The sequence below is a fragment of the Novacetimonas maltaceti genome, from assembly GCF_002906255.1.
Lineage (GTDB): Bacteria > Pseudomonadota > Alphaproteobacteria > Acetobacterales > Acetobacteraceae > Novacetimonas > Novacetimonas maltaceti.
This window is the reverse complement of record NZ_POTC01000020.1, coordinates 1-19,459: the sequence shown is the minus strand read 5'-3', so window position 1 is coordinate 19,459 and position 19,459 is coordinate 1. Positions and strand designations below refer to the sequence as shown.

15 protein-coding genes and 2 pseudogenes are annotated in these 19,459 nt (G+C 59.3%); 9 read left to right on the top strand and 8 right to left on the bottom strand.

Features of this window, described 5'->3' with window-relative positions; all coding sequences use genetic code 11:
- Positions 1-58: 58 nt before the first annotated feature.
- The 4 genes from KMAL_RS08705 to KMAL_RS08690 are packed head-to-tail and all read right to left on the bottom strand — an operon-like array spanning position 59 to position 3,088.
- Positions 59-523, bottom strand: a complete 465-nt coding sequence (locus KMAL_RS08705; protein ID WP_110095322.1) for a biotin/lipoyl-containing protein — start codon at positions 521-523, stop codon at positions 59-61.
- Positions 520-1,887: an acetyl-CoA carboxylase biotin carboxylase subunit gene (accC, locus tag KMAL_RS08700; protein WP_110095321.1), complete on the bottom strand. Its 1,368-nt coding sequence runs from the start codon at positions 1,885-1,887 to the stop codon at positions 520-522. The genes KMAL_RS08705 and accC overlap by 4 nt, the downstream gene beginning before the upstream one ends.
- Positions 1,884-2,327, bottom strand: coding sequence for an acetyl-CoA carboxylase biotin carboxyl carrier protein (locus KMAL_RS08695; RefSeq protein ID WP_110095320.1), 444 nt, complete (start codon positions 2,325-2,327; stop codon positions 1,884-1,886). Before KMAL_RS08695 ends, accC begins: the two co-directional genes overlap by 4 nt.
- Before the next feature lie 5 nt (positions 2,328-2,332).
- A complete protein-coding gene (locus KMAL_RS08690) occupies positions 2,333-3,088 on the bottom strand; it encodes an SDR family oxidoreductase (RefSeq protein WP_110095319.1) in 756 nt (251 codons plus the stop codon).
- Positions 3,089-3,451: 363 nt separating this feature from the next.
- Here KMAL_RS08690 and pxpB point away from each other — a divergent pair, with 363 nt between their 5' ends.
- The 6 genes from pxpB to KMAL_RS08660 all read left to right on the top strand — a co-directional run bounded on the left by pxpB (position 3,452) and on the right by KMAL_RS08660 (position 9,655).
- On the top strand, positions 3,452-4,132 hold the full coding sequence (gene pxpB, locus KMAL_RS08685) for a 5-oxoprolinase subunit PxpB (RefSeq protein WP_110095318.1): 681 nt from the start codon (positions 3,452-3,454) through the stop codon (positions 4,130-4,132).
- Entirely contained in the window at positions 4,129-5,139 is a 1,011-nt protein-coding gene (locus KMAL_RS08680) for a 5-oxoprolinase subunit C family protein (RefSeq protein WP_110095317.1), read from the top strand. Before pxpB ends, KMAL_RS08680 begins: the two co-directional genes overlap by 4 nt.
- Positions 5,136-5,903 carry a LamB/YcsF family protein gene (locus KMAL_RS08675; RefSeq protein ID WP_110095316.1) on the top strand — a complete coding sequence of 256 codons (768 nt, stop codon included), beginning with the start codon at positions 5,136-5,138 and terminating at the stop codon, positions 5,901-5,903. The genes KMAL_RS08680 and KMAL_RS08675 overlap by 4 nt, the downstream gene beginning before the upstream one ends.
- A 168-nt stretch (positions 5,904-6,071) precedes the next feature.
- Positions 6,072-6,995, top strand: coding sequence for a DMT family transporter (locus KMAL_RS08670; protein WP_110095315.1), 924 nt, complete (start codon positions 6,072-6,074; stop codon positions 6,993-6,995).
- 151 nt (positions 6,996-7,146) lie between these two features.
- The gene (locus KMAL_RS08665) at positions 7,147-8,325 is read left to right on the top strand and encodes an MFS transporter (protein ID WP_239020040.1); all 1,179 of its coding nucleotides are present in this window, start codon (positions 7,147-7,149) and stop codon (positions 8,323-8,325) included.
- 127 nt (positions 8,326-8,452) lie between these two features.
- Positions 8,453-9,655 carry a pyridoxal phosphate-dependent aminotransferase gene (locus KMAL_RS08660; protein WP_110095313.1) on the top strand — a complete coding sequence of 401 codons (1,203 nt, stop codon included), beginning with the start codon at positions 8,453-8,455 and terminating at the stop codon, positions 9,653-9,655.
- Positions 9,656-9,830: 175 nt separating this feature from the next.
- Here KMAL_RS08660 and KMAL_RS08655 read toward each other — a convergent pair whose 3' ends face one another.
- Positions 9,831-10,565 (bottom strand): DUF72 domain-containing protein, encoded by a 735-nt coding sequence (locus tag KMAL_RS08655; protein WP_110095352.1) that lies wholly within the window; start codon positions 10,563-10,565, stop codon positions 9,831-9,833.
- A 1,326-nt stretch (positions 10,566-11,891) separates the two neighbouring features.
- Between KMAL_RS08655 and KMAL_RS08650 the strand changes: the two genes are divergently transcribed.
- Positions 11,892-14,552, top strand: coding sequence for a TonB-dependent receptor plug domain-containing protein (locus KMAL_RS08650; protein WP_167400137.1), 2,661 nt, complete (start codon positions 11,892-11,894; stop codon positions 14,550-14,552).
- A 623-nt stretch (positions 14,553-15,175) separates the two neighbouring features.
- On the opposite strand, the gene KMAL_RS08645 is transcribed toward KMAL_RS08650, so the two are convergent.
- The gene (locus KMAL_RS08645) at positions 15,176-15,640 is read right to left on the bottom strand and encodes a hypothetical protein (protein WP_110095311.1); all 465 of its coding nucleotides are present in this window, start codon (positions 15,638-15,640) and stop codon (positions 15,176-15,178) included.
- Positions 15,641-16,495: 855 nt separating this feature from the next.
- Here KMAL_RS08645 and KMAL_RS08640 point away from each other — a divergent pair.
- Entirely contained in the window at positions 16,496-17,560 is a 1,065-nt protein-coding gene (locus KMAL_RS08640) for a hypothetical protein (RefSeq protein ID WP_110095351.1), read from the top strand.
- Between the two features lie 99 nt (positions 17,561-17,659).
- On the opposite strand, the pseudogene KMAL_RS08635 reads toward KMAL_RS08640, so the two are convergent.
- Positions 17,660-18,035 (bottom strand): annotated as a pseudogene (locus tag KMAL_RS08635) (hypothetical protein).
- A gap of 54 nt (positions 18,036-18,089) precedes the next feature.
- Positions 18,090-19,028 (bottom strand): alpha/beta hydrolase, encoded by a 939-nt coding sequence (locus KMAL_RS08630; protein WP_110095310.1) that lies wholly within the window; start codon positions 19,026-19,028, stop codon positions 18,090-18,092.
- Between the two features lie 34 nt (positions 19,029-19,062).
- Here KMAL_RS08630 and KMAL_RS08625 point away from each other — a divergent pair.
- Positions 19,063-19,459 (top strand): annotated as a pseudogene (locus KMAL_RS08625) (transposase); the annotation flags it as partial.

Genomic DNA, 19,459 nt, shown 5'->3' with positions numbered 1-19,459 from the left:
GCACTCTGCGGGATAAAAGCCGGGGCCGCGCAGGCGGCACGCCCCCGATTGGCTGCCGTCAGTCGGGGCGAATACGCATGACCGCCGCGCCATACCCCACCAGCGCGCCAGACTGTCCGATGACTTCCGTCACCGTCCCCGCCACCGGCGCGACAACGGGGAGCAGCAGGCTTTCAAGCGCCAGAAGCGCGACGACCTCTCCCTGCGCCACCTTTGTCCCCACCGGGGCAAGGGGAACGTCACGCGACGGATGGGCCAGGCACAGGCGTCCGAAATACGCCGTCGTGACCGTCACGGCCTGCGCCCCGGCGGCGGACGACGCAACCGCGCCCGAAGGGGCCGCAGGTGCCGTGCCGCTGTCGGCCTGCCCCACGCAAAGGCGCAGCCGCAACCCGGCGGCCTCATTCACCAGTTCCAGGCTTTGCAATCCCGCCTGAGCCAGCCATGTCGCCATCTGCACGATCTGTTCGGGTTCAGGCAGCCGGTCGAAATGGGGCACCAACTGTTCGGGGCGGTTGTTCATGGGGCCGTCCTGTGTGCAAGCCAGCGTTCAAGGTAATGGATATCCACCCCTCCGCGTTCAAAGGCCGGGTCCGCGAGCAGGTCCTGATGCAGGGCGATATTGGTGGCAACGCCTTCCACCTTCATTTCCGCCAGCGCGACGCGCATGCGCGCGATGGCCTGCGCCCGGGTTGCGCCATGGCTGATGATCTTGCCGATCAGGGAGTCATAATAGGGCTGCACCGTATAGCCCGCGACCACATGCGTATCGACACGGATCCCCGGGCCGCCGGGCAGGTCCCAGCGCGTGATGGTGCCCGGCGAGGGCATGAAGGTGAACGGGTCCTCCGCATTGAGGCGACATTCGATGGCATGTCCCTGCAATGCGATGTCGGACTGCGCGATATCCAGCGTCTCGCCCTGTGCGATGCGCAACTGCTGCGCCACGATGTCAATGCCGGTCGTGTCCTCGGTAACGGGATGTTCGACCTGCACGCGGGTATTCATCTCGATAAAGGCGAAAACCCCGTCCTCATACAGGAATTCGAACGTGCCCGCGCCACGATAGCCGATGCGCCGGCAGGCTTCGGCACAGCGTTCGCCAATCCGGGCGATCATCTCCGGCGCGATACCGGGGGCGGACGCCTCCTCCAGCACCTTCTGGTGACGGCGCTGCAGTGAACAGTCGCGCGCGCCCAGCCACAGCGCCGTGCCATGCGTATCACACAGGACCTGGATTTCGATATGGCGCGGCTTCTGCATGAAGCGTTCAAGATACAGGGTCGGGTTGCCAAAGGCCTGCTGCGCCTCCTTGGCCGTCAGCATGACCGCCTGCGCCAGGTCGGCCTCGCGCTCGACCACCCGCATGCCGCGCCCGCCCCCGCCGCCCGACGCCTTGACGATCACGGGAAAGCCCACCTCCAGCGCAATGGCCTTCACCGCGTCCATGTCAGCGGGCAGCGGGCCGTCCGATCCGGGAACGCAGGGGACCCCGGCCTCGCGCATTGCGCGCTTGGCGGTGATCTTGTCGCCCATCATGCGGATGGACGCGCCCGTCGGGCCGATGAAGGTCAGGCCCGCGGCCTCCACCGCATCGGCGAAATCCGCATTCTCCGACAGGAAGCCATAGCCGGGATGGATGGCCTGCGCCCCGGTCAGTCGCGCCGCCAGCAGCAGCCCGTCAGGATCGAGGTAGCTGCGCGCCGCCGCCGCAGGGCCGATGCACAGGCTGACATCCGCCTCGTGCACATGGCGGCTGTCCGCGTCGGCTTCGGAATGCACGGCCACCGTCTCCAGCCCAAGCTGGCGGCAGGCGCGCTGGATGCGCAGGGCGATCTCGCCCCGATTGGCGATCAGCACCCTGCTGAAACGTCCATGCCCACTCATGCCAGGCGGAACAGGGGGGTGCCTGCCTCCACTTCGGCGCCGTCATCCACAAGGACGGCGGCGATTTCGCCCGCCTGTGTCGCGCGGACGGCATTGAATACCTTCATGGCCTCGACCAGTCCCACTTCCTGTCCAGCCTGCACCGCGTCCCCCACCGCGACATAAGGCGCGGCGCCGGGGGAAGGTGAAAGGTGGAACACCCCATAAGACGGGGCCGTAATGACACGATCCGCCACATGCGGCGCGACCGGGGATGCAGCCGGGGCATCCGCCCCGGACGCGGCGGGCGCATCCACGATGGCGGCAGGCGGCGCCGCGGCCTGCATCCGCCCATCCCCACGGGTGATGCGGATGCGGCAGCCGCCTTCCTCCACCTCAAGCTCCGTCACCGGGGCATGGGCCAGAAGCTCGATCAGCCGCCTGACATGGGAAAGATCCACCGCGCTTACGCCGCGCCGGATGTCTTCTTGGCGAAGTTCAGGCCGCCTACCACCTGCATGGTCGGCAGCACTTCCATGAAGCTGACATTCATGCGCTGCGGCGCCATGACGGCAAAGGCCACGGAATTGGCGATATCTTCGGGCAGCAGCGAATCATATTCATCAAAGAAACGCTTCTTCGCCTCTTCCATATTGCCGATCAGGCGGCCGAAGACCTCGGTCTCGACCCGCGCGGGGGAGACTTCGGTCACGCGGATGTGGCGGCCGAACAGGTCACAGCGCAGCTGCTGCGACAGCGAATGCACGCCGGCCTTGGTGGCATGATAGACCGTGTTCCCACCAGCAAAGGCATAATGCCCGGCGATCGAGGTGATGTTGACGATATGCCCGCGATCACGCGCGATCATGCCCGCCACCACCAGCCGCGTCAGTTGCAGCACCGCGCGCAGGTTCACATCCACCAGCGCGTCGATATCCTCCGGCGTGGTGCTGGTGATGTTCCCGGTGCGCGACTGCCCCGCATTGTTGACCAGGATGTCGATTTCCAGCCCCTTGACCAGCGCCTCGATCCCGGCCTGGTCGGAGACACTGACCGCATGGGGGATGCACCCGGTTTCCTTCGCCAGCGTTTCCAGCCGCGCCGCATCACGCGCCACGGCATGCACCTCGATCCCTTCCGCCGCGAGGCGACGGACGATTGCCGCCCCGATGCCAGAGGATGCGCCAGTGACGAGGGCGGTACGATACGGCTGGTTGCTCATTGGTAAAAAACCCGATCCAGAACAGACGGACTGACACGACCCGGCCCCACAACGGCTGCCGGATGCTCAGCCATTCATGCCATGCTACCGGCCGGGCGCGACATGCGCCAAGAAGACTTCGTTCTCACGCCATAACATAATCTGATGGCACCGCCGCGCGCCTGAACCATAAGATTATCCAATGGCCTCACAACCAGAATTGCACTGGCCATCATTACGGAAAACGCCATAGTTTCGGCCCTGGCACATGAGGCTGCGGAACCTGTACCGGCATGGTTCCGGACCGGGCCGTGGCCTTTATTTCGGGATGTGGCCCCGCTGTCGCGGGCACTGTTGCGGGGACTGTGTAGCTTGAGCACGGATATGAGGCACGATATGGCGCACGATGCAGGTGCGCGCCCCGTCACCAGCATGATCGGCACGCGCGCCATGCTGTTCGAGGCACCGGGCGCGTTCACCATGGCGCACCAGCGCCGGATCTGGGCGCTGATGGATGCGGCGCAGGCCCGTCCAGACGTGTGCGAACTCATCCCCGGTGTCACCAACCTCATGCTGGTCTTCGCCGCGCCGCCCGCCGATCCGCAGGCCGTGGCCGAATGGCTGTGCCATGCGTGGGAAACCCTGCCCGAACGGCATATCGAGGGACGCCTGTTTGAAATCGGCGTACGCTATGGCGGCGAACTGGGCGAGGACCTGGCCGCCGTCAGCGCCCATTATGGCCTGCCGCCCGAAGAAGTCATCGCCATCCATCACGCCAATGACTACACGGTCTGCGCCATCGGCAGCGCGCCGGGCTTTGGTTACCTGCATGGACTGGACCCGCGCATCGCCACCCCGCGCAAGACCGTGCCGTCGCTGAACATGCAGGCGGGCACTGTCATCATCGGTGGCATGCAGGCGGGCATTTCCGCGCTGACGGGGCCGAATGGGTGGAATTCCATCGGCTATGCCGACCTGCGCCTGTTTGATCCGTACAGGCAGCCCCCTGCCCTGTTCGCCGTGGGCGACCGCATCCGTTTCCATCCGGAAAGCATAGAGCTGTGATCACGATCCTTGAAACATCGCCCCTCAATACGGTGCAGGATCTGGGGCGGCCCGGCTACCGTGACCTTGGCGTCGGCACGTCCGGCGTGATGGACCCGATCGCCCTGCGGGTGGGCAACATCCTGCTGGGCAACAATGACGATGATGCCTGCATCGAACTTCAGACCTATCCGTTCGTCCTGCGCTTTGACGCGGCGGCGACGTTTGTGGTGGGCGGCATTGACGCCGCACTCGAACTCGATGGCCGCCCTGTGCTGCCATGGATGGTCGAGACCGCAGCCGCCGGGCAGGTCCTGCGTATCGGCCCACCCAGCAAGGGCGCACGTGGTTACGTCTGCATCGCGGGGGGCATCGACGTGCCCGTCGTGCTGGGGTCACGCAGCACGCAGTTGCGCGGGGGATTTGGCGGACTGGACGGCCGGCCGCTGGAGGTGGGCGATACGCTGGAGACCACGGGCGCCACGCTGGACATTTCGGGTTATGGCGCCCTGCCCCCTTCCGCCGTGCTGGGCAACCCTGCCGGGGAAGAGGACGGCAGGACCATCAACCTGCGCGCCATGCCCGCAACCGATTACGGGCTGTTCACCCCCGATGCGCAGCAGAGGCTGTGGGCGACGCCATGGCGCATCACCCCGCAGAGCAACCGCGTGGGCTACCGCCTGTCGGGCGCGCCGCTGGAACTGCGCCACCGGGTTGAACTGCGCTCCTACGGTGTCATTGCCGGGATCGTGCAGGTCCCCCCTGCGGGGGAGCCGATCGTGCAGTTGTCCGACGCCAATACCGTAGGGGGATATCCCCGCATCGCCACGGTGATCGAAGCCGACCTGTGGCGACTGGGGCAGGCGCGGATCGGCACGCGCATCCGCCTGCATGAATGCAGCTTCGCCGAGGGTGTCGCCGCCATGCGGCCGGTGGTCGCCTATCTGGATGACCTGCGCATGATGGTGGGTCGCTACCGGCAGTCCGCGCGCTGCCGCACGGGTGTGAAATCTGGAGACAGGGCATGAAGATCGACCTCAATTCCGACATGGGCGAAGGGTTCGGCCGCTGGCGCATCGCTGATGACGATGGCCTGATGGATACCGTTTCGTCGGCCAATATCGCCTGTGGTTTCCATGCCGGTGACTACGCCATCATGGATCGCACCGTGCGACTGGCAAAGGAAAAGGGCGTAGGGATTGGCGCGCATCCCGGCCTGCCGGACCTGATCGGCTTCGGGCGGCGTGCGATGGCCGTCTCCGATGCGGAGATGGAAGCCATGATGTGCTACCAGATCGGCGCGCTGCAGGGCATCGCCGCACGGCATGGCCATCGCGTCACCCATGTCAGCTACCACGCCGCCTTCGGCAACATGGCCAACGCGGATGAAGCGCTTGCCCTGCGCCTGACCCGTGCCATTGCGGCCATGGACCGTGATCTGGCGGTATTCTGCATGCCCGGCCAGGCGACGGAACGCGCGGCGGAAAAAGCGGGGCTGCGTCCCCATACCCTGTTCCTGGCGGACCGTGCCTATACGGCGGCAGGCACACTGGTTCCGCGCGGCCAGCAGGGCGCGGTCATCCATGACCTGGCGGACGTGCGCGCGCGCGTAAGGCAGTTCCTGCATGACGGGTCCGTCACCACCATCGATGGCGTGCGCCTGCCGGTCCGGGCACGCTCCATCCTGGTGCATAGCGATACGCCCGGTTCACTGGAACTCGCCCGCGCCATCCGTGCGGAGATCGAGGCCAGTGGCGGCATCCTGACGCCTGCGTGCCGGGTCATGGACTGAGGCACCGCCCAGCCATAAGAATTTATTATTCCGCAGAAACGAATGCCTATGACCCGGAATGCGCCCACTGCGTTACGGTGACGTAACGTGAAGCAGTCCGGGGCATTGAAAAATTGATCCTTCAAGACGCACACCTTCGTTCATGTCGTGCATCGGGGTACGGATACAATGAAGCATGACCTGAAACGTGGGGCATTGCTTCTGGCATCGGCCACGTTCTTTACCGCAGCACTCAATGCGTTGCAGAAACTGACGGGATCGACCCTTCCCGCGCTTGAAATCACCTTCTTCCGCAACCTGTTTTCCCTGCCATTCGTGCTGCTGATCGCATCACGCACGGGCATCGTACTGAAAACGCATCATTTCGGCGGACATGTCCTGCGCTCGGTCGTGGGGCTGATCAGCATGATCATGGTGGTGATTACCGTAACCCGCCTGCCACTGGCGGAACAGCAGGTCCTGTCCTACACGCAGCCGCTGTTCCTGGTGCTGCTGTCCATTCCCCTCCTGCATGAACGCCCGTCCTTCCAGCGCTGGATTGCGGTGCTGATCGGGTTTTCCGGCGTGGTCGTCGTCGCCCTGGGCAAGGGACTGCTGCACGGCGCCGACAGCGCGGTGCCCGCCTGGGCCTATTTCGTGGCGCTGGCGCAGGGCGGCGTGGGCGCACTGACCACCATGCAGATCCGCCAGCTTTCGGCCACGGAATCCAGCACCACCATCGCCCTGTGGCAGGCCATCCTGATGACGTCGATGACCGCGCTGCCGCTGCCGTTCATCTGGACCACGCCCGACCTAACCGACGCGCTGTGCCTTGTCGCCGTGGGGGCCTTCGCTGGTATCGCGCAGGTGCTCCAGACCGAGGCCTTTGCATCGGCGCAGGTGTCCGCCATCGGGCCCTTTGCCTATTCCGGGCTGCTGTGGGCCGCGCTGATCGGGTGGTTCGGGTTTGGGGAAATCCCCGGCGTGGCCATGGTCATTGGCGGATTGCTGATTATTGGCTCTGGCGTGTGGATGCTGCGCCATGACCGCCCGGCCCGGCAGAAAGCCGTGGCCGAGGGCACGATGGACGCCGCCACGGGCACCCCGCCATGACCCCCGCCCAACGCCTGCCGCCCTGCTGCTTCATCCCAAATCCACGCCACACCGGGAGTCCTGTCGCGTGACAACAGGTGAAATCACGACCAAAGCAAAAGTCAGACGTGCAATCCCCGCCCGCCATGTCTTCTTTTTCCTTGTTTTCCTGATGTACGCCATCAGCTATGGCGACCGTGCCGCGCTGTCCATCGCCCTGCCGACGATGGGCAGGGAATTTTCCCTCACCCCGGTGCAGATGGGCTGGGTGTCCTCAAGCTTCCTGTGGTCGTATTTCCTGCTCAACCTGCCTTCGACCATCGTGCTCGACATGGTGGGGGCGCGGGTGATCGGCAGCCTTGCGGTGGGCATCTGGTCCTTTGCCATGCTGCTGGGCGGCATGGCGCAGAACATCACGCAGTTCCTGCTGACGCGCATGCTGCTGGGGGTGGGCGAAGCCCCGACCTTTGGCGTTGGAGCCACGGTCGTGCGCAACTGGGCGCTGCCGCAGGAACGCGGGTCGGTCATGACCATACTCCTGACCGGCATGCAGCTTGGCCTGGCGGGCGGCACGATCGCGGGGGCCTATCTCATCACGTTCTTTGGCTGGCGCTGTGAATTCATGGCGCTGGGGGGCATTGGCATCGCGTGGGCGGCGGTGTGGTGGCTGGTCTACCGCAACCCGAAGGAAAAGTCCGACGCACCACGCCGGAAACCCATTTCATTACGGGAAATACGCAACCTGTTCCGCTCTTCTTCCTTCCTTGGGATACTGGTGGTGCAGTGTACGCAGAATTACCTCAATTTCCTGGTCATGTCGTGGATGCCGCTCTACCTCATCCATGAATTACATATCGACACAACCGGCACGGGCAACAGCACGGCCCTGTGTTACCTGAGTGCGGCGGTCGGCGCGGTCATCATCGGGCGGGTCCTGGAACAGCTGGTCTTTCGCAATGGCATCCACCCGCCCTACCGGCGTTTCGTTGTCGCCACCTGCCTGACGGGGGCCGCCACGATCGGACTTCTGCCGCAATTCCATACCATGCTGCCCATCCTGCTGGTCCTTTCCGGCGCGCTGGCCTGCCTGATGGCGGCCAATGGCGCCAATACCGCCCTGCTGACCGACATGGTCGAAGATGGTGGGAAAATGGGGGCGGTGACGGGCGTCACGCTGACATGCAGCAACGCGCTGGGGCTGCTTTCGCCCATCCTGACCGGGTATATCGTCGCCTGGACCGGCAGTTTCGACATGGCGTGGTACATGTGCGCCATCGCCCTGATCATTGCGGCCATGCTGTCGCTGTCGATGGTACGCAACCCGATCCGGATGGATGGACGGGACGGTTGATCGCGCCCCATAGGATTGTTGTATGGGGCCAGACGGTTTTCGTCGGTATCGGCCCAGTCGTGAAACCATCTACGATATATTGCAGGCATGTATTGTGTTGCATGAGCAGAAGTGGAGAAAGCGTCTGATGCCCGGGTTTGCGGATCGACTGAATGGAATTGGGATTTCGGCTTCCGCCGCGATGACCGACAAGGCGTCGGTGCTGAAGGCGGAAGGGATGAAGATTATCAGCCTCTCGTCTGGCGAACCGGACTTCCCCACGCCGGAGCATGTTGTGGAGGCGGCCTTTGCAGCGGCCCGTGCCGGAGATACCAAATATCCGCCGCAGGATGGCAAGCCCGCACTAAAAAAAGCGGTGCAGGCCAAATTCCAGCGCGAAAACCATCTTGATTACGCACTGGGCGAAATCCTGGTGGCCAATGGCGCCAAGCAGATCATCTATGACGCCATGATGGCCACCATCAACCCCGGTGACGAGGTGGTCCTGCCCACGCCAAGCTGGATCAGCTATGCCGACATCGCCCGCCTGGCCGGTGCGAATATCGTCCCCGTTCCCTGCCCCGCCGAAAGCGGCTTCCGCCTGTCGGCTACGGCCCTTGACGCCGCCATCACCCCCAAGACGAAGTGGCTGGTGCTGAATTTCCCCGGCAATCCGACCGGCGCATGCTGCCCGCGCGCGGACATGGAAGCCATCGCCGCCGTCATGCTGAAGCATCCGCAGGTCTGGATCCTGACCGATGACATCTATGAACACCTGATCTATGACGGTTTCACCTTCTGCACGATTGCCGAAGTGGAGCCACGCCTGAAAGATCGCGTCCTGACCGTCAATGGCGTGTCCAAGGCCTATGCCATGACGGGCTGGCGCGTGGGCTATTGCGGTGGCCCCCGCGCGCTGATTGCGGCAATGAACAACATGCAGGGCCAGACGACAAGCGGCATCAACACGCTGGCGCAGGCGGCAGCCGTCGCGGCGCTGAATGGCCCGCAGGACTTCCTTCAGGCCCGCGCGGCCGAATACCAGGCACGGCGTGACCTTGTGGTCGGCCTGCTCAACGCCATTCCCGGCGTGCAGTGCCACACGCCGCAGGGCGCGTTCTATGTCTATCCCGACATCAGCGGATGCATGGGCAAGACATCGGCAGGCGGCCGCCTGATCGCAACCGACGCCGATTTTGTCATGGCCCTGCTTGAAGAACAGCAGGTGGCCTCCGTGCAGGGCGCGGCCTATGGCATGAGCCCCTTCTTCCGCATTTCCTATGCAACCGATACCGCAACCCTGCGCGAAGGCTGCCGCCGTATCGCAGCCTTTGTCGACGGCCTGAAGTAAGCAGGGCCTTCCCCACGACACGGAGCCGGGATATCGCAGGATGTCCCGGCTTTTTTATGGCCCGCGGCAGGACACGGACACTCCCCTACCCACAGGAAATCACACAAACCATTCAAACGTTTTTGGTGACGCTTTTTTCAACAGGCCTCGAAAAATACCCTTTCCATTCCATCAATCATTTCTTTCCCATGACCGCTTCGACAAGCTCCAACGCATTCCGCGTGGCGGCGCCATAGGTGGTATTATCGAAAATCGTCCAGACTTCCGTGCCGCGCGCATTCAGCGCCGCAATGCGCCCTGCCTGCTCCGCAATGGCATCTTTCCCATAAGGCGACACATAGATGCGCGGGGAGCCATGCAGCCGGAAATAGGCAAGGCCGTCCCATCCCCCGGGCTGCGCCGCAGATGATGATGGTCGCGCCGGATCCGCCGCGACCCGCGATACCTGCTGTCGCTGTAGCATGCGTTCAACCTCCGGCTGGAACCAACTGGCATGCCTTGGTTCCAGAACGACAGGCCCGGCGATGATGGCCTTCAGATCCGTGATGAAACGTTCTGCGGCCTCACCGGGATAGGCGAAGCCCGGCGGCAGTTGAACCAGGATGGGACCACGTTTTGCACCCAGCCCCTCGGTTTCCTCGGCAAACCGTTCCATAAGCGCCCCGCAACCGACCAGGCGACGTTCATGTGTGATGGTCCGGGGCAGCTTTACGGAAAACCGGAACCCGGACGGCACGCCCGCTGCCCAACGTTCATAAGTCGTGCGCCGGTGCGGGCGATAGAAGCTGCTGTTGATCTCGACAGCCAGCAGACGCCCTGCATAGCGTTCAAGATGCGTGCCAACCGAAGGAAACTCCGCGGCCAGCGCAGCGGGGATCGACCAGCCAGCAACACCGATGCGTATGGACATGAAGGGCTGCCTTTCCATGGCGGAGCGATGATGACCCGTGGCGTCCGGCAGTGTCCGCAGACACGTCACATGACAGGTTATTGGGTGCTGCCCTGCCTCTGCGCGTGACTGGCCAGTTGGAAACATCTCCGGCCCTGTCTGAGGCTAAGCCATCACATCACGCAATATCAAGCATCCTTCCGGTCCGCCAACTTACACCGGTTCGTACCCGTGACCGTCGGGACCTCTGCATTCTCGAACCGGCTCCATTCTTTCCGTCATGCATATGGGAACATGCCATGGGGCATCCCCCAACGTCTTTTTGTTGCCTCCGCCATCCGGGTTCGTCATGAAAATGTCGGTTAATACCATTCGTTCCTTTCAATTAACAAAACCCCTCCCCCTTAACCAAGGGCTAATACGACCGAATCATTTTGGAATTGACACAATCTGTCTTGAACTGGAATATTTTGAAACGAACCAAGTAGTCATGATGGGAACCCGATCATGCGCCTGCCATATAGATATATACGGCATGATATCTTCCATCGGTACAGGCATTGTGTTCGTATCGTTTCGGGCGCGTCTCCGGCTTCCGCCTGCCTTGTGTTCCCCTACCTGAAAAATACAGGCATCAGGGATATGGGAAGTGTTCGCAATGACGATCACGCGGCTCTACTGCCCATAATCCTGCATCCCCCATGACAAAGTGGAAGATATGCAGAAATAAAACCTGTTTCGTTACAGTCATGTGCTGCGAAATAATCTTCGCTTCTCAAAACATGACTTCATGACCAACAATTTTCGCAGGCCAAGGTTATCGTGCGCATGACATTCAGGATTCTGTTTGGAAAATTCGTTACGGTTGTGATTAATTTACAACTAAAAAATGAATTCATCAGAATTACTTGATGATTTTCGTACCTTTTTCATTTTGTCAGGCGTAATACCAATACGTCGAATTCAACATATCGTTCCGGTCCCCTTAAACAAAAGTTATGCACGAACAACTTTTTTGAAATTGACGATATTACATTCCGGAACCGATACATTATACCGCTCGATATGATGTGTTTCCGAATAAATACATAGGGCACAACAAGGAAGGAGCATTAACCGATGTCATTCCGCATAAGTCGTTATACGACTTGCCTTTCTATACTGACTACTCCTGGCCTGTGTATCCTCGGCACCGCAGCGGGCGAATTACTTTCGAGTAAATCCGCACATGCGCAGATCATTTCCCTGCCGGGGACGACGTCGGGACAGGTCATCCCGGCAAAGAAAAGCAAGAAAACACAAACAAAGGTTTATCAAAAGAAAGGAAGCGACAATAGCGAAAACATAATGGTCGTCGGCACCCATCTGGGCGCCCGCGAAACGGAACAGATACAGCCTGTCGCCCTCATCACGTCGGACCAGATCCAGCAATCGTCCGCCATGACGATGGGTGAAGTATTTTCACGCATTCCGTCCATGAACTTCTCCGGCAATTCCTACAGCAATTTCGGCGGTTCATGCATCAATATCCGTAATCTGGGCACGGCGCGCACCCTTGTCCTGGTCGATGGGCACCGCATGGTCGAAGGACCCGGCGGCTGCGTGGATATGAATGCGATCGCACCGGCCATGGTTGACCGCGTTGAAATCCTCAAGGACGGATCCTCCACCACCTATGGCTCCGATGCCATCGCGGGTGTCATCAATATTACCCTGAAAAAGGACTACACGGGCACGACCCTGACCGCCAATGGCGGCATCAGCGATTCAGGAGATGCCGAGACCAGCGCACTGACCGCCACGCATGGATGGGATATCATGCACGGGCGCGGTAATTTCATCCTGAGTGGCTCCTACAACTATCAGGCGCCCGTGGATGCCAATGCCCGCAAATGGGCCATGCACGACCGTGCAGGGTGGGACAATTCACCCGGGGCACCACAGTATTACGGCTCGACCTATACGCCCAACGGTTATTTCGTGGCAGCCAATGGTGGCGCGCCCCTGACATCCCAGCCGGGACAGCTGGGCAATTATTCCGTAACCCCCAATGGCAACGGGGGCTTCAGCCCGTTTGGCTATGCCAACGACTATGACTATTCACAGGGCAACCAGATGCTTGCCCAGCAGAGCATCCAGACTGTTGCGGGCAGCGGACATTTCGACATCACCAAGAATGTCCAGTTCTACATTGATGGAAACTGGACGCACACGGCGGGCTGGTCCAAGGGCGTGCCGATGTTCATTGGCACCCCGGCAACGACACTGACGGGCAATTCGGGGGAAATGATCATTCCGTCGGGCAACCCCTATAACCCGTTCGGTGAAGACGTTGCCATGTACAAACGCATGATGGGACTTGGCGAACGCTACAGCGACCTGCAGAACGACCAGTATCAGGCCACCGTCGGCCTGCGTGGGTCCATCCCACATTCAGGCGGGTGGACATATGATGCCTTCTATTCCTTCGGTAAATCCGTTGGTGAAGAAAGCCAGAATGGCCAGATCAACTGGGTCAAGATGGAAAACGCCCTGGGCTTTCACCAGACGGGTGGCGGTGGCTCGACAACGGGATATTATGATCCTTCCGTCTGCACAAGCCAGCCAGGCTGTGTCCTGATCAACCCATTTTCGCAGACGCTCTCGCCTGCCGCGAAAAAATACATCGGCGTCACGGACGATTATCCGTCGGGCTATGAACTTCGCGACGTGCAGGTCACGTTCGCCAACAAGCATATCGCCCGCCTGCCCTATGGGCCGTTGGGTATCGCCGTAGGCGTCGAACATCGTGGACTGGACGGCTACTCCTACGCCAGTGACTTCGCTTCGAGCGGACAGGCATCGAATTACTATTACACCAGCACATCGGGTGGATATAACGTCACCGAAGTCTTCGGCGAACTCAGTATCCCCCTGCTGAAGAACCTGCCTGCGGCCAAAAGCCTGAGCGCCCAGGTTTCAGGACGTTTTTCCAACTACAACACCTTTGGCCAGACATATAACTGGCATGCGGGCCTGATCTACGCGCCGACGGACAGCATCCGCTTCCGTGCCAACCTTGCAACCGGTTTCCGTGCCCCACAGATCGGTGACCTGTATGCGGGCCAGACAATCAGCCTGAGTGGCGCGCATGATCCGTGCGGGCAGATTTCCGAATATGGTGCGCTGGCAGGCATTGTTGCCGCCAACTGTCGTGCACAGGGCCTCAATCCCTCGACCTTCAAGCAGGTCAACAACGCCATGAAATATATCAGTGGCGGCAATCCGAGCCTCCAGCCTGAGGAGTCAAGAACCTATACGATCGGCACCATCCTCTCGCCGACCTTCCTGCCCGGCTTCTCCGCGACGATTGATTATTTCCACACCTCCATCACGCACGCGCTGAGCACCCCGTCCCTTCAGACCGAACTGGATGGCTGCTATGAAAGCGCCAACATGTCCAGCGCCTACTGTAACGTCATCCATGGACGCGATGTGTCGGGGCAGCTCAACCCCGTTTCCAACTATGAAGAAAATGTCGGCGCTTTCAAGGAAGACGGTCTCGATATCTCGGCGCAGTACAACTACGACATCGACTATGCCAACTCGCTGCATTTCGGCGCGGACATTCAGGATGTCATGGCATACAAGGAGCAGAATACGCCCAGCACGCCGTTTGTAAGCTACCTCGGGTCGGTTGGCACCCCGAAATGGCTGGCCAACGGCACCGCCACCTTCACCCATGGACGGTGGAGCTTCACCTATATGCTGCGCTTCATCGACGGCATGTATTACTTCCCCTCGTCCGATTATAATGCCAGCTTCACGCAGTGGTACAAGATCAATCAGACCTTCTATCACGATGTGGCCATCACCTATCGCGGCAACAAGTTCACCGTGACCGGTGGCGTGCGCAACATTGGCGGCAAGCAGCCCCAGTTCGATGCCCTGGGAGATTACAACACCGATCCCGGCATGTATGACTGGCAGGGACGCTATATGTATCTCAAGGCGCAGGTCAATTTCTGATGGGGTCTTGTTTCGAAAGATAACTTCCCGTGGAGTGCGAATTGCCTCGGCCTTCAAGACGGGGCAATTCTGCCGACACACGGAACACAAGTATATTCGATAACGGCTGAAATGGGCATATCCGCGACAATAGTCCCGGATATGCCCATCCCGAACAAACCGAACCCGGCTTATATGCGGTTCCGTCAATGTGCCGGACAGGAAAGCCGGGATCCCCTGCTGGACATGCATTACACATTCAGTGTGTGACCAAGAATATGATCGGTTGCACGATCATCTGCCCTCCTGTTCAGCATGGGATATGCTCATGGCAGGAAATGCGAGAGAGGGAATATCACCCTGTCCGTATTTTGCGATGGATCGTCAGGCATGCGTGCGGTTTCCCATACGCCATACCCCGTCGGGAAACGCTGCTACCGGTCCGCTACACCGCATCTCTGCCAACCGCACCAGACCGTATGGCAGGCGATCCGATTACGTTGACGGCTCCACCCAAATTTTACCTTGGCTCATGCCCAAGGGCAGGCCTCATATCGCCATCTGTCAAGACGTGTGATGACCAGATTTCATTTTCAGTCACTTACGATTGATCAGCTGCGATCTATCATTGAATATATGGACTTTTATTGCTCCGCAGATCCCGACTGCTCAATAACAACCCGCATGCCCCATGTTTTCCCACCGTCATTCGTTGTCAGAACGACCTGATACGTTCCATTATTTGGAATTATCACATGATCGAGTGGCGTATCCGTTGTTGGCCAAGTGATATTACTGTCATCATAATGTTTCAAGGACACCGTCATCGGCATGACAGGGGTCGAAGTGATCCCGCTTATGATCGCAGCTTTCTGAATATCCTTAGGAAGCAGGGTTTCGAGAGACCTGACATCCACGTCGCCACCACGATTGGAAGGGATACTCAGGATGGCTGAAATGCACGTCTCATATTCTTTATAACTATTGCTGGTGCAGGGCGTCTGGACGGTGACGCTCGCCAGCGTCCCATCCGGAAGCTTCACATCTGTTGCATATGCATGGGTGGCCATCATGAGTGCTGGAACAAGGAAAAGAAAACTTTTTCTCATGGCAAGAGATACCTTACGGGAAATTAAGACAAACTCGCAGTCGGATTTGATACCTTATGTTTTTCCCCTTTGCACAGGACGCGATGAACCAGCAGTGATCAGTTAACATATTCTCCTACAATAACATATTCCCCTTGAAAATTGTGCTCATGCGCCGTGCAGGCAGCCAAGGCCTACGGCCTGTGCAAAGCGGAGGGAAAACGTGGATGTTCCCCATATCCCACAAATTTCATGTGATCCTGTTCCGTCACCGGAGCGGGCTGTGGAACTGAAAGATTGCCCAATGCGTCAATGATGACATGGAGATTCGCCCCAACCCTGCTGCCCTGCATCCTCATGGCCTTTTAGGGCACCGCTTCTGAAATTGGGGCATGGCGTTCAGTTATCAATGACGCTCCTGCATAAATTCAGCCTCGGGGAATCCAGCCATTCTGGCCTGAAATGCCGATCAGACACCAAGCGACCATCCATCGCGGCATCTACCGATAAGTCACCTCCCCTGATGCCTCATCTTCACAATGGATCACAGTCCATTGAACGCTGTTCTCAGATCCTGCTGTCGTGGATCGACATTGTCCGGCGATAAGGTCTGACATGGCCGACTGGAAGGCTTTTCGTATCATTCATGAAAAATAACAAGGAATGAGCAGGCTTGATAATAGCTGTATTTTTGAAGAGTATAGTGGAATGGTGATGGATCAGATAAAATTCAATGTAGATACAATTTAAGAAACACGCATGCTATCATGACATCCAGCAACTGGATCAGTTCATGAAGACAAACGCGCCACCGTCACCCCAAAAGTCTAAATACAAGATAATACGCCATATTCAGGGATGCAGAGTTACACTTTTATGAAAAAATTTACAGTGATTTCGCTCGCCTTCTTGTTGAGCGGCTGTTATGGCGTTGGCTCCCAAAGACTGGACCATGATCAGCTTGATTACTCCCAGGCATTAATCGGATCTTCCAAGCAACAGACACTCCTCAATGTTGTCCGTTTGCGATATGCTGATACCCCTGGTTTTCTGGATACGACCCAACTTATCTCCGGTTACCAGTTGCAACGTAATATTTCCATCGGGGTTGGATCGGACTCCAATCCCCTCAGGCCTGCGGGAGCCATCGGGGCGCAGATACAGGAAAGCCCGACCTTTACGTTCCAACCCGTTACGGGCGACGCCTATGCCCAGAGCTTCCTCCGCCCGTTGCCTCCGGGCAGCCTCCTGCCTCTGGCCATGGGCGGCCTGCCCATAGATATTTTGTTCCGCCTGTCGGTTCAGGCGGTTAACCTCATCAATAACGTGGGGGCCATAGGTGGCGATGTGGGGAGAGGGTCCCCGGAATTTTTTGAGCTCATCTACGATCTCCGCCGATTGCAGATTGCTGGCCTGCTTGGCATACAGCTTGAACATAGCGAGGAAATACCAGGAAAAACCCCGGCTTTCGACCGGGTATTCCTGACGGTATCGTCGACCACTGATCCGATTTTATCCAAAATTGTACAGGCGACACGTCGTTTCTTTGAAATGGGACCGAAAGACGAGCGTGTAGAAGTCATCTACGGGGCCGGAAGACCGCAGCATGGCCAGATCAGGCTCCTGACCCGCACAATGCTTGGCGTTTTAGGGCAGATTGCGTATCAGATCGACGTTCCACAAGAAGATATTGATTCAGGGCGCACGCTTCCCAAAGTCATCCTGATTGGCAGAAATACAAAGCCAACTGTTTTTGTTCATGTAAGCGATGAACGTCCACGCTCTTCTTTTGTTGAGATAAAATATAACAAAAAGTTCTATTATATCTCCGATACGGATTTTTCCAGCAAGCTTGGATTTACAATGCTGCAGATCCTTATGGAACTCTCAAAAACGACCAAGAACCCTGGCGCGGTTCTGACAATACCTGTGAATGGATAAAGAGATATATGTGTTGTAACCATCTGCATCTCTTTTCGTAGCATCGCATAAGGCAACTGGACAGTTGCGTCGCTACCTTTGAAATCCATTTACGGACTATCACCGCCCAACCCCAACGAACCGCATCACGAGACTGACTGACCGTGACAGGATGATGCCTGCCATCAAGGCTTGCTGACATTCCGCGCCGACAAGTTCCGCAAGCCGGTCCGGTATCAGGCATACCGAACTGTTCCGGTCCCCGGCTACCGGTCAGACTTCCTCAAATGCGCGCAGTGACACATCACAGAACACTCTGACCGGATGGCTGGCCCTCCCCCCGACCTTCAGTGCCAACGTCTTGACAATCTGCCCTTCCGCCACACCCACTGCCCGGGCGGCTTCCGCAACCGTTGCCGTACTGTCCGCCAGCACCACAGGTTCGATATCGAGGGCGTAGATTTCCCAAATATGCCCGCACGGATTCGGGCCGCAAGCCACGGGCGCAATCACGCGGATGCAGCCCGTTTTTTGCACATGTCCCTGCCCGTTACAGGCCCAGCGTCCGCTTCAGGCCGGCGCAGTAGGCCTCCATGAAACGGCGCGACAACTCCGCATCAGGCACGAACATATCGAAGACATGATAGGCACCCGGAACCACAGAAACCTCCGTCGGGACGCCGGACGCCATCAGGCGACGGGCATATTCCAGATCCTCGCACAGAAACAGGTCCATGGATCCCACCCCGATGAACGTGGGCGGAATCCCGGACAGATCCTTTGCACGCGCGGCAGAGGCATAGGCTGGCGTATCGGCCCCGCCTGCGGCCGCCCCCAGATAGGCCTCCCATGCGAATTTGTTGGCGGAACGCGTCCAGACATATTCACCGAAATCCGGGGCCGGATCCACTTTCGTGGCCGTCCGGTCATCAAGCATCGGATAGATCAGCAACTGGTAGGCAAGCCTGTACTCCTTGCGGTCGCGTGCCATCAGAGACAGCGCAGCGCTCAGTCCGCCACCCGCGCTTTCGCCTGCGACAACCACCTTGTCGCGGTTGATGCCCAGTGTCGCCGCATTCTCATGCACCCATTTCAGCACGGCGTAACAGTCCTCGATCGCGCCGGGATATTTGACCTCCGGCGCCAGGCGGTAATCGACGGACACGACGACAAAGCCCATCTTGCTGGCCAGGACCTGACATTTGGGATCGTCAACTTCGGGATGGCCGGAGACAAGGCCACCCCCATGGATATAGACCATGGCAGGCGCATTGGGCCGACGTTCGCGCGGCCGGTAAATCAGCACGCGCACGTCGGGCGCCCCAGCCGGACCGGGCACATATTCTTCCTGCGTTTCAACATCTGGCAGGGGGCGTCCCTCGATCAGGCGCACTGCCGTCATGAAAATTTCGCGCACTTCCGGCAACGACCGATCCGACAGTCCGTCAAAGGAAGGCAGAGGTGGTCCCCATTTTTCGGACAGGGCGATAAGCTATCATCTGGCCTGAACGAGGACGGGTTTTATGGGCAAGGTTACGCGGAAACGGTATGCGGCAGAGTTCAAGTCACGGGTTGCGCTGGAGGCGATCCGTGGGGAACTGACGCTGGCGGAACTGGCTTCGAAACATGGCGTGCATCAGACGATGATCGCCCAATGGAAGCGCCAGGCGATCGAAGGCATGGCAAGCCTTTTTTCTGGTAAGTCAGTAACGGAACCTTCAGTCAGCCCTGCTGATGTAGAGAAACTGCACGCCAAGATCGGCCAGTTGCTGGTGGAACGGGATTTTTTGCGGGATGCCTCTGCTCGGTTGGGCGTGATCAGAGGCGGCAGATGATTGACCCGAAGAGAGCATGCCTGCCGATAATCCGGCAATGCACGCTGCTGCAACTCAACCGGTCGGGCGTCTACTATCGGCCTGT

Coding starts and splice junctions, on each gene's coding strand:
- KMAL_RS08670 (WP_110095315.1), top strand. CDS start 6,072: ATGAAGCATGACCTGAAACGTGGGGCATTGCTTCTGGCATCGGCCACG.
- KMAL_RS08640 (WP_110095351.1), top strand. CDS start 16,496: ATGAAAAAATTTACAGTGATTTCGCTCGCCTTCTTGTTGAGCGGCTGT.
- KMAL_RS08650 (WP_167400137.1), top strand. CDS start 11,892: ATGGTCGTCGGCACCCATCTGGGCGCCCGCGAAACGGAACAGATACAG.
- KMAL_RS08660 (WP_110095313.1), top strand. CDS start 8,453: ATGCCCGGGTTTGCGGATCGACTGAATGGAATTGGGATTTCGGCTTCC.
- KMAL_RS08690 (WP_110095319.1), bottom strand. CDS start 3,088: ATGAGCAACCAGCCGTATCGTACCGCCCTCGTCACTGGCGCATCCTCT.
- KMAL_RS08665 (WP_239020040.1), top strand. CDS start 7,147: ATGTACGCCATCAGCTATGGCGACCGTGCCGCGCTGTCCATCGCCCTG.
- pxpB (WP_110095318.1), top strand. CDS start 3,452: ATGAGGCACGATATGGCGCACGATGCAGGTGCGCGCCCCGTCACCAGC.
- accC (WP_110095321.1), bottom strand. CDS start 1,887: ATGAGTGGGCATGGACGTTTCAGCAGGGTGCTGATCGCCAATCGGGGC.
- KMAL_RS08655 (WP_110095352.1), bottom strand. CDS start 10,565: ATGTCCATACGCATCGGTGTTGCTGGCTGGTCGATCCCCGCTGCGCTG.
- KMAL_RS08675 (WP_110095316.1), top strand. CDS start 5,136: ATGAAGATCGACCTCAATTCCGACATGGGCGAAGGGTTCGGCCGCTGG.
- KMAL_RS08645 (WP_110095311.1), bottom strand. CDS start 15,640: ATGAGAAAAAGTTTTCTTTTCCTTGTTCCAGCACTCATGATGGCCACC.
- KMAL_RS08705 (WP_110095322.1), bottom strand. CDS start 523: ATGAACAACCGCCCCGAACAGTTGGTGCCCCATTTCGACCGGCTGCCT.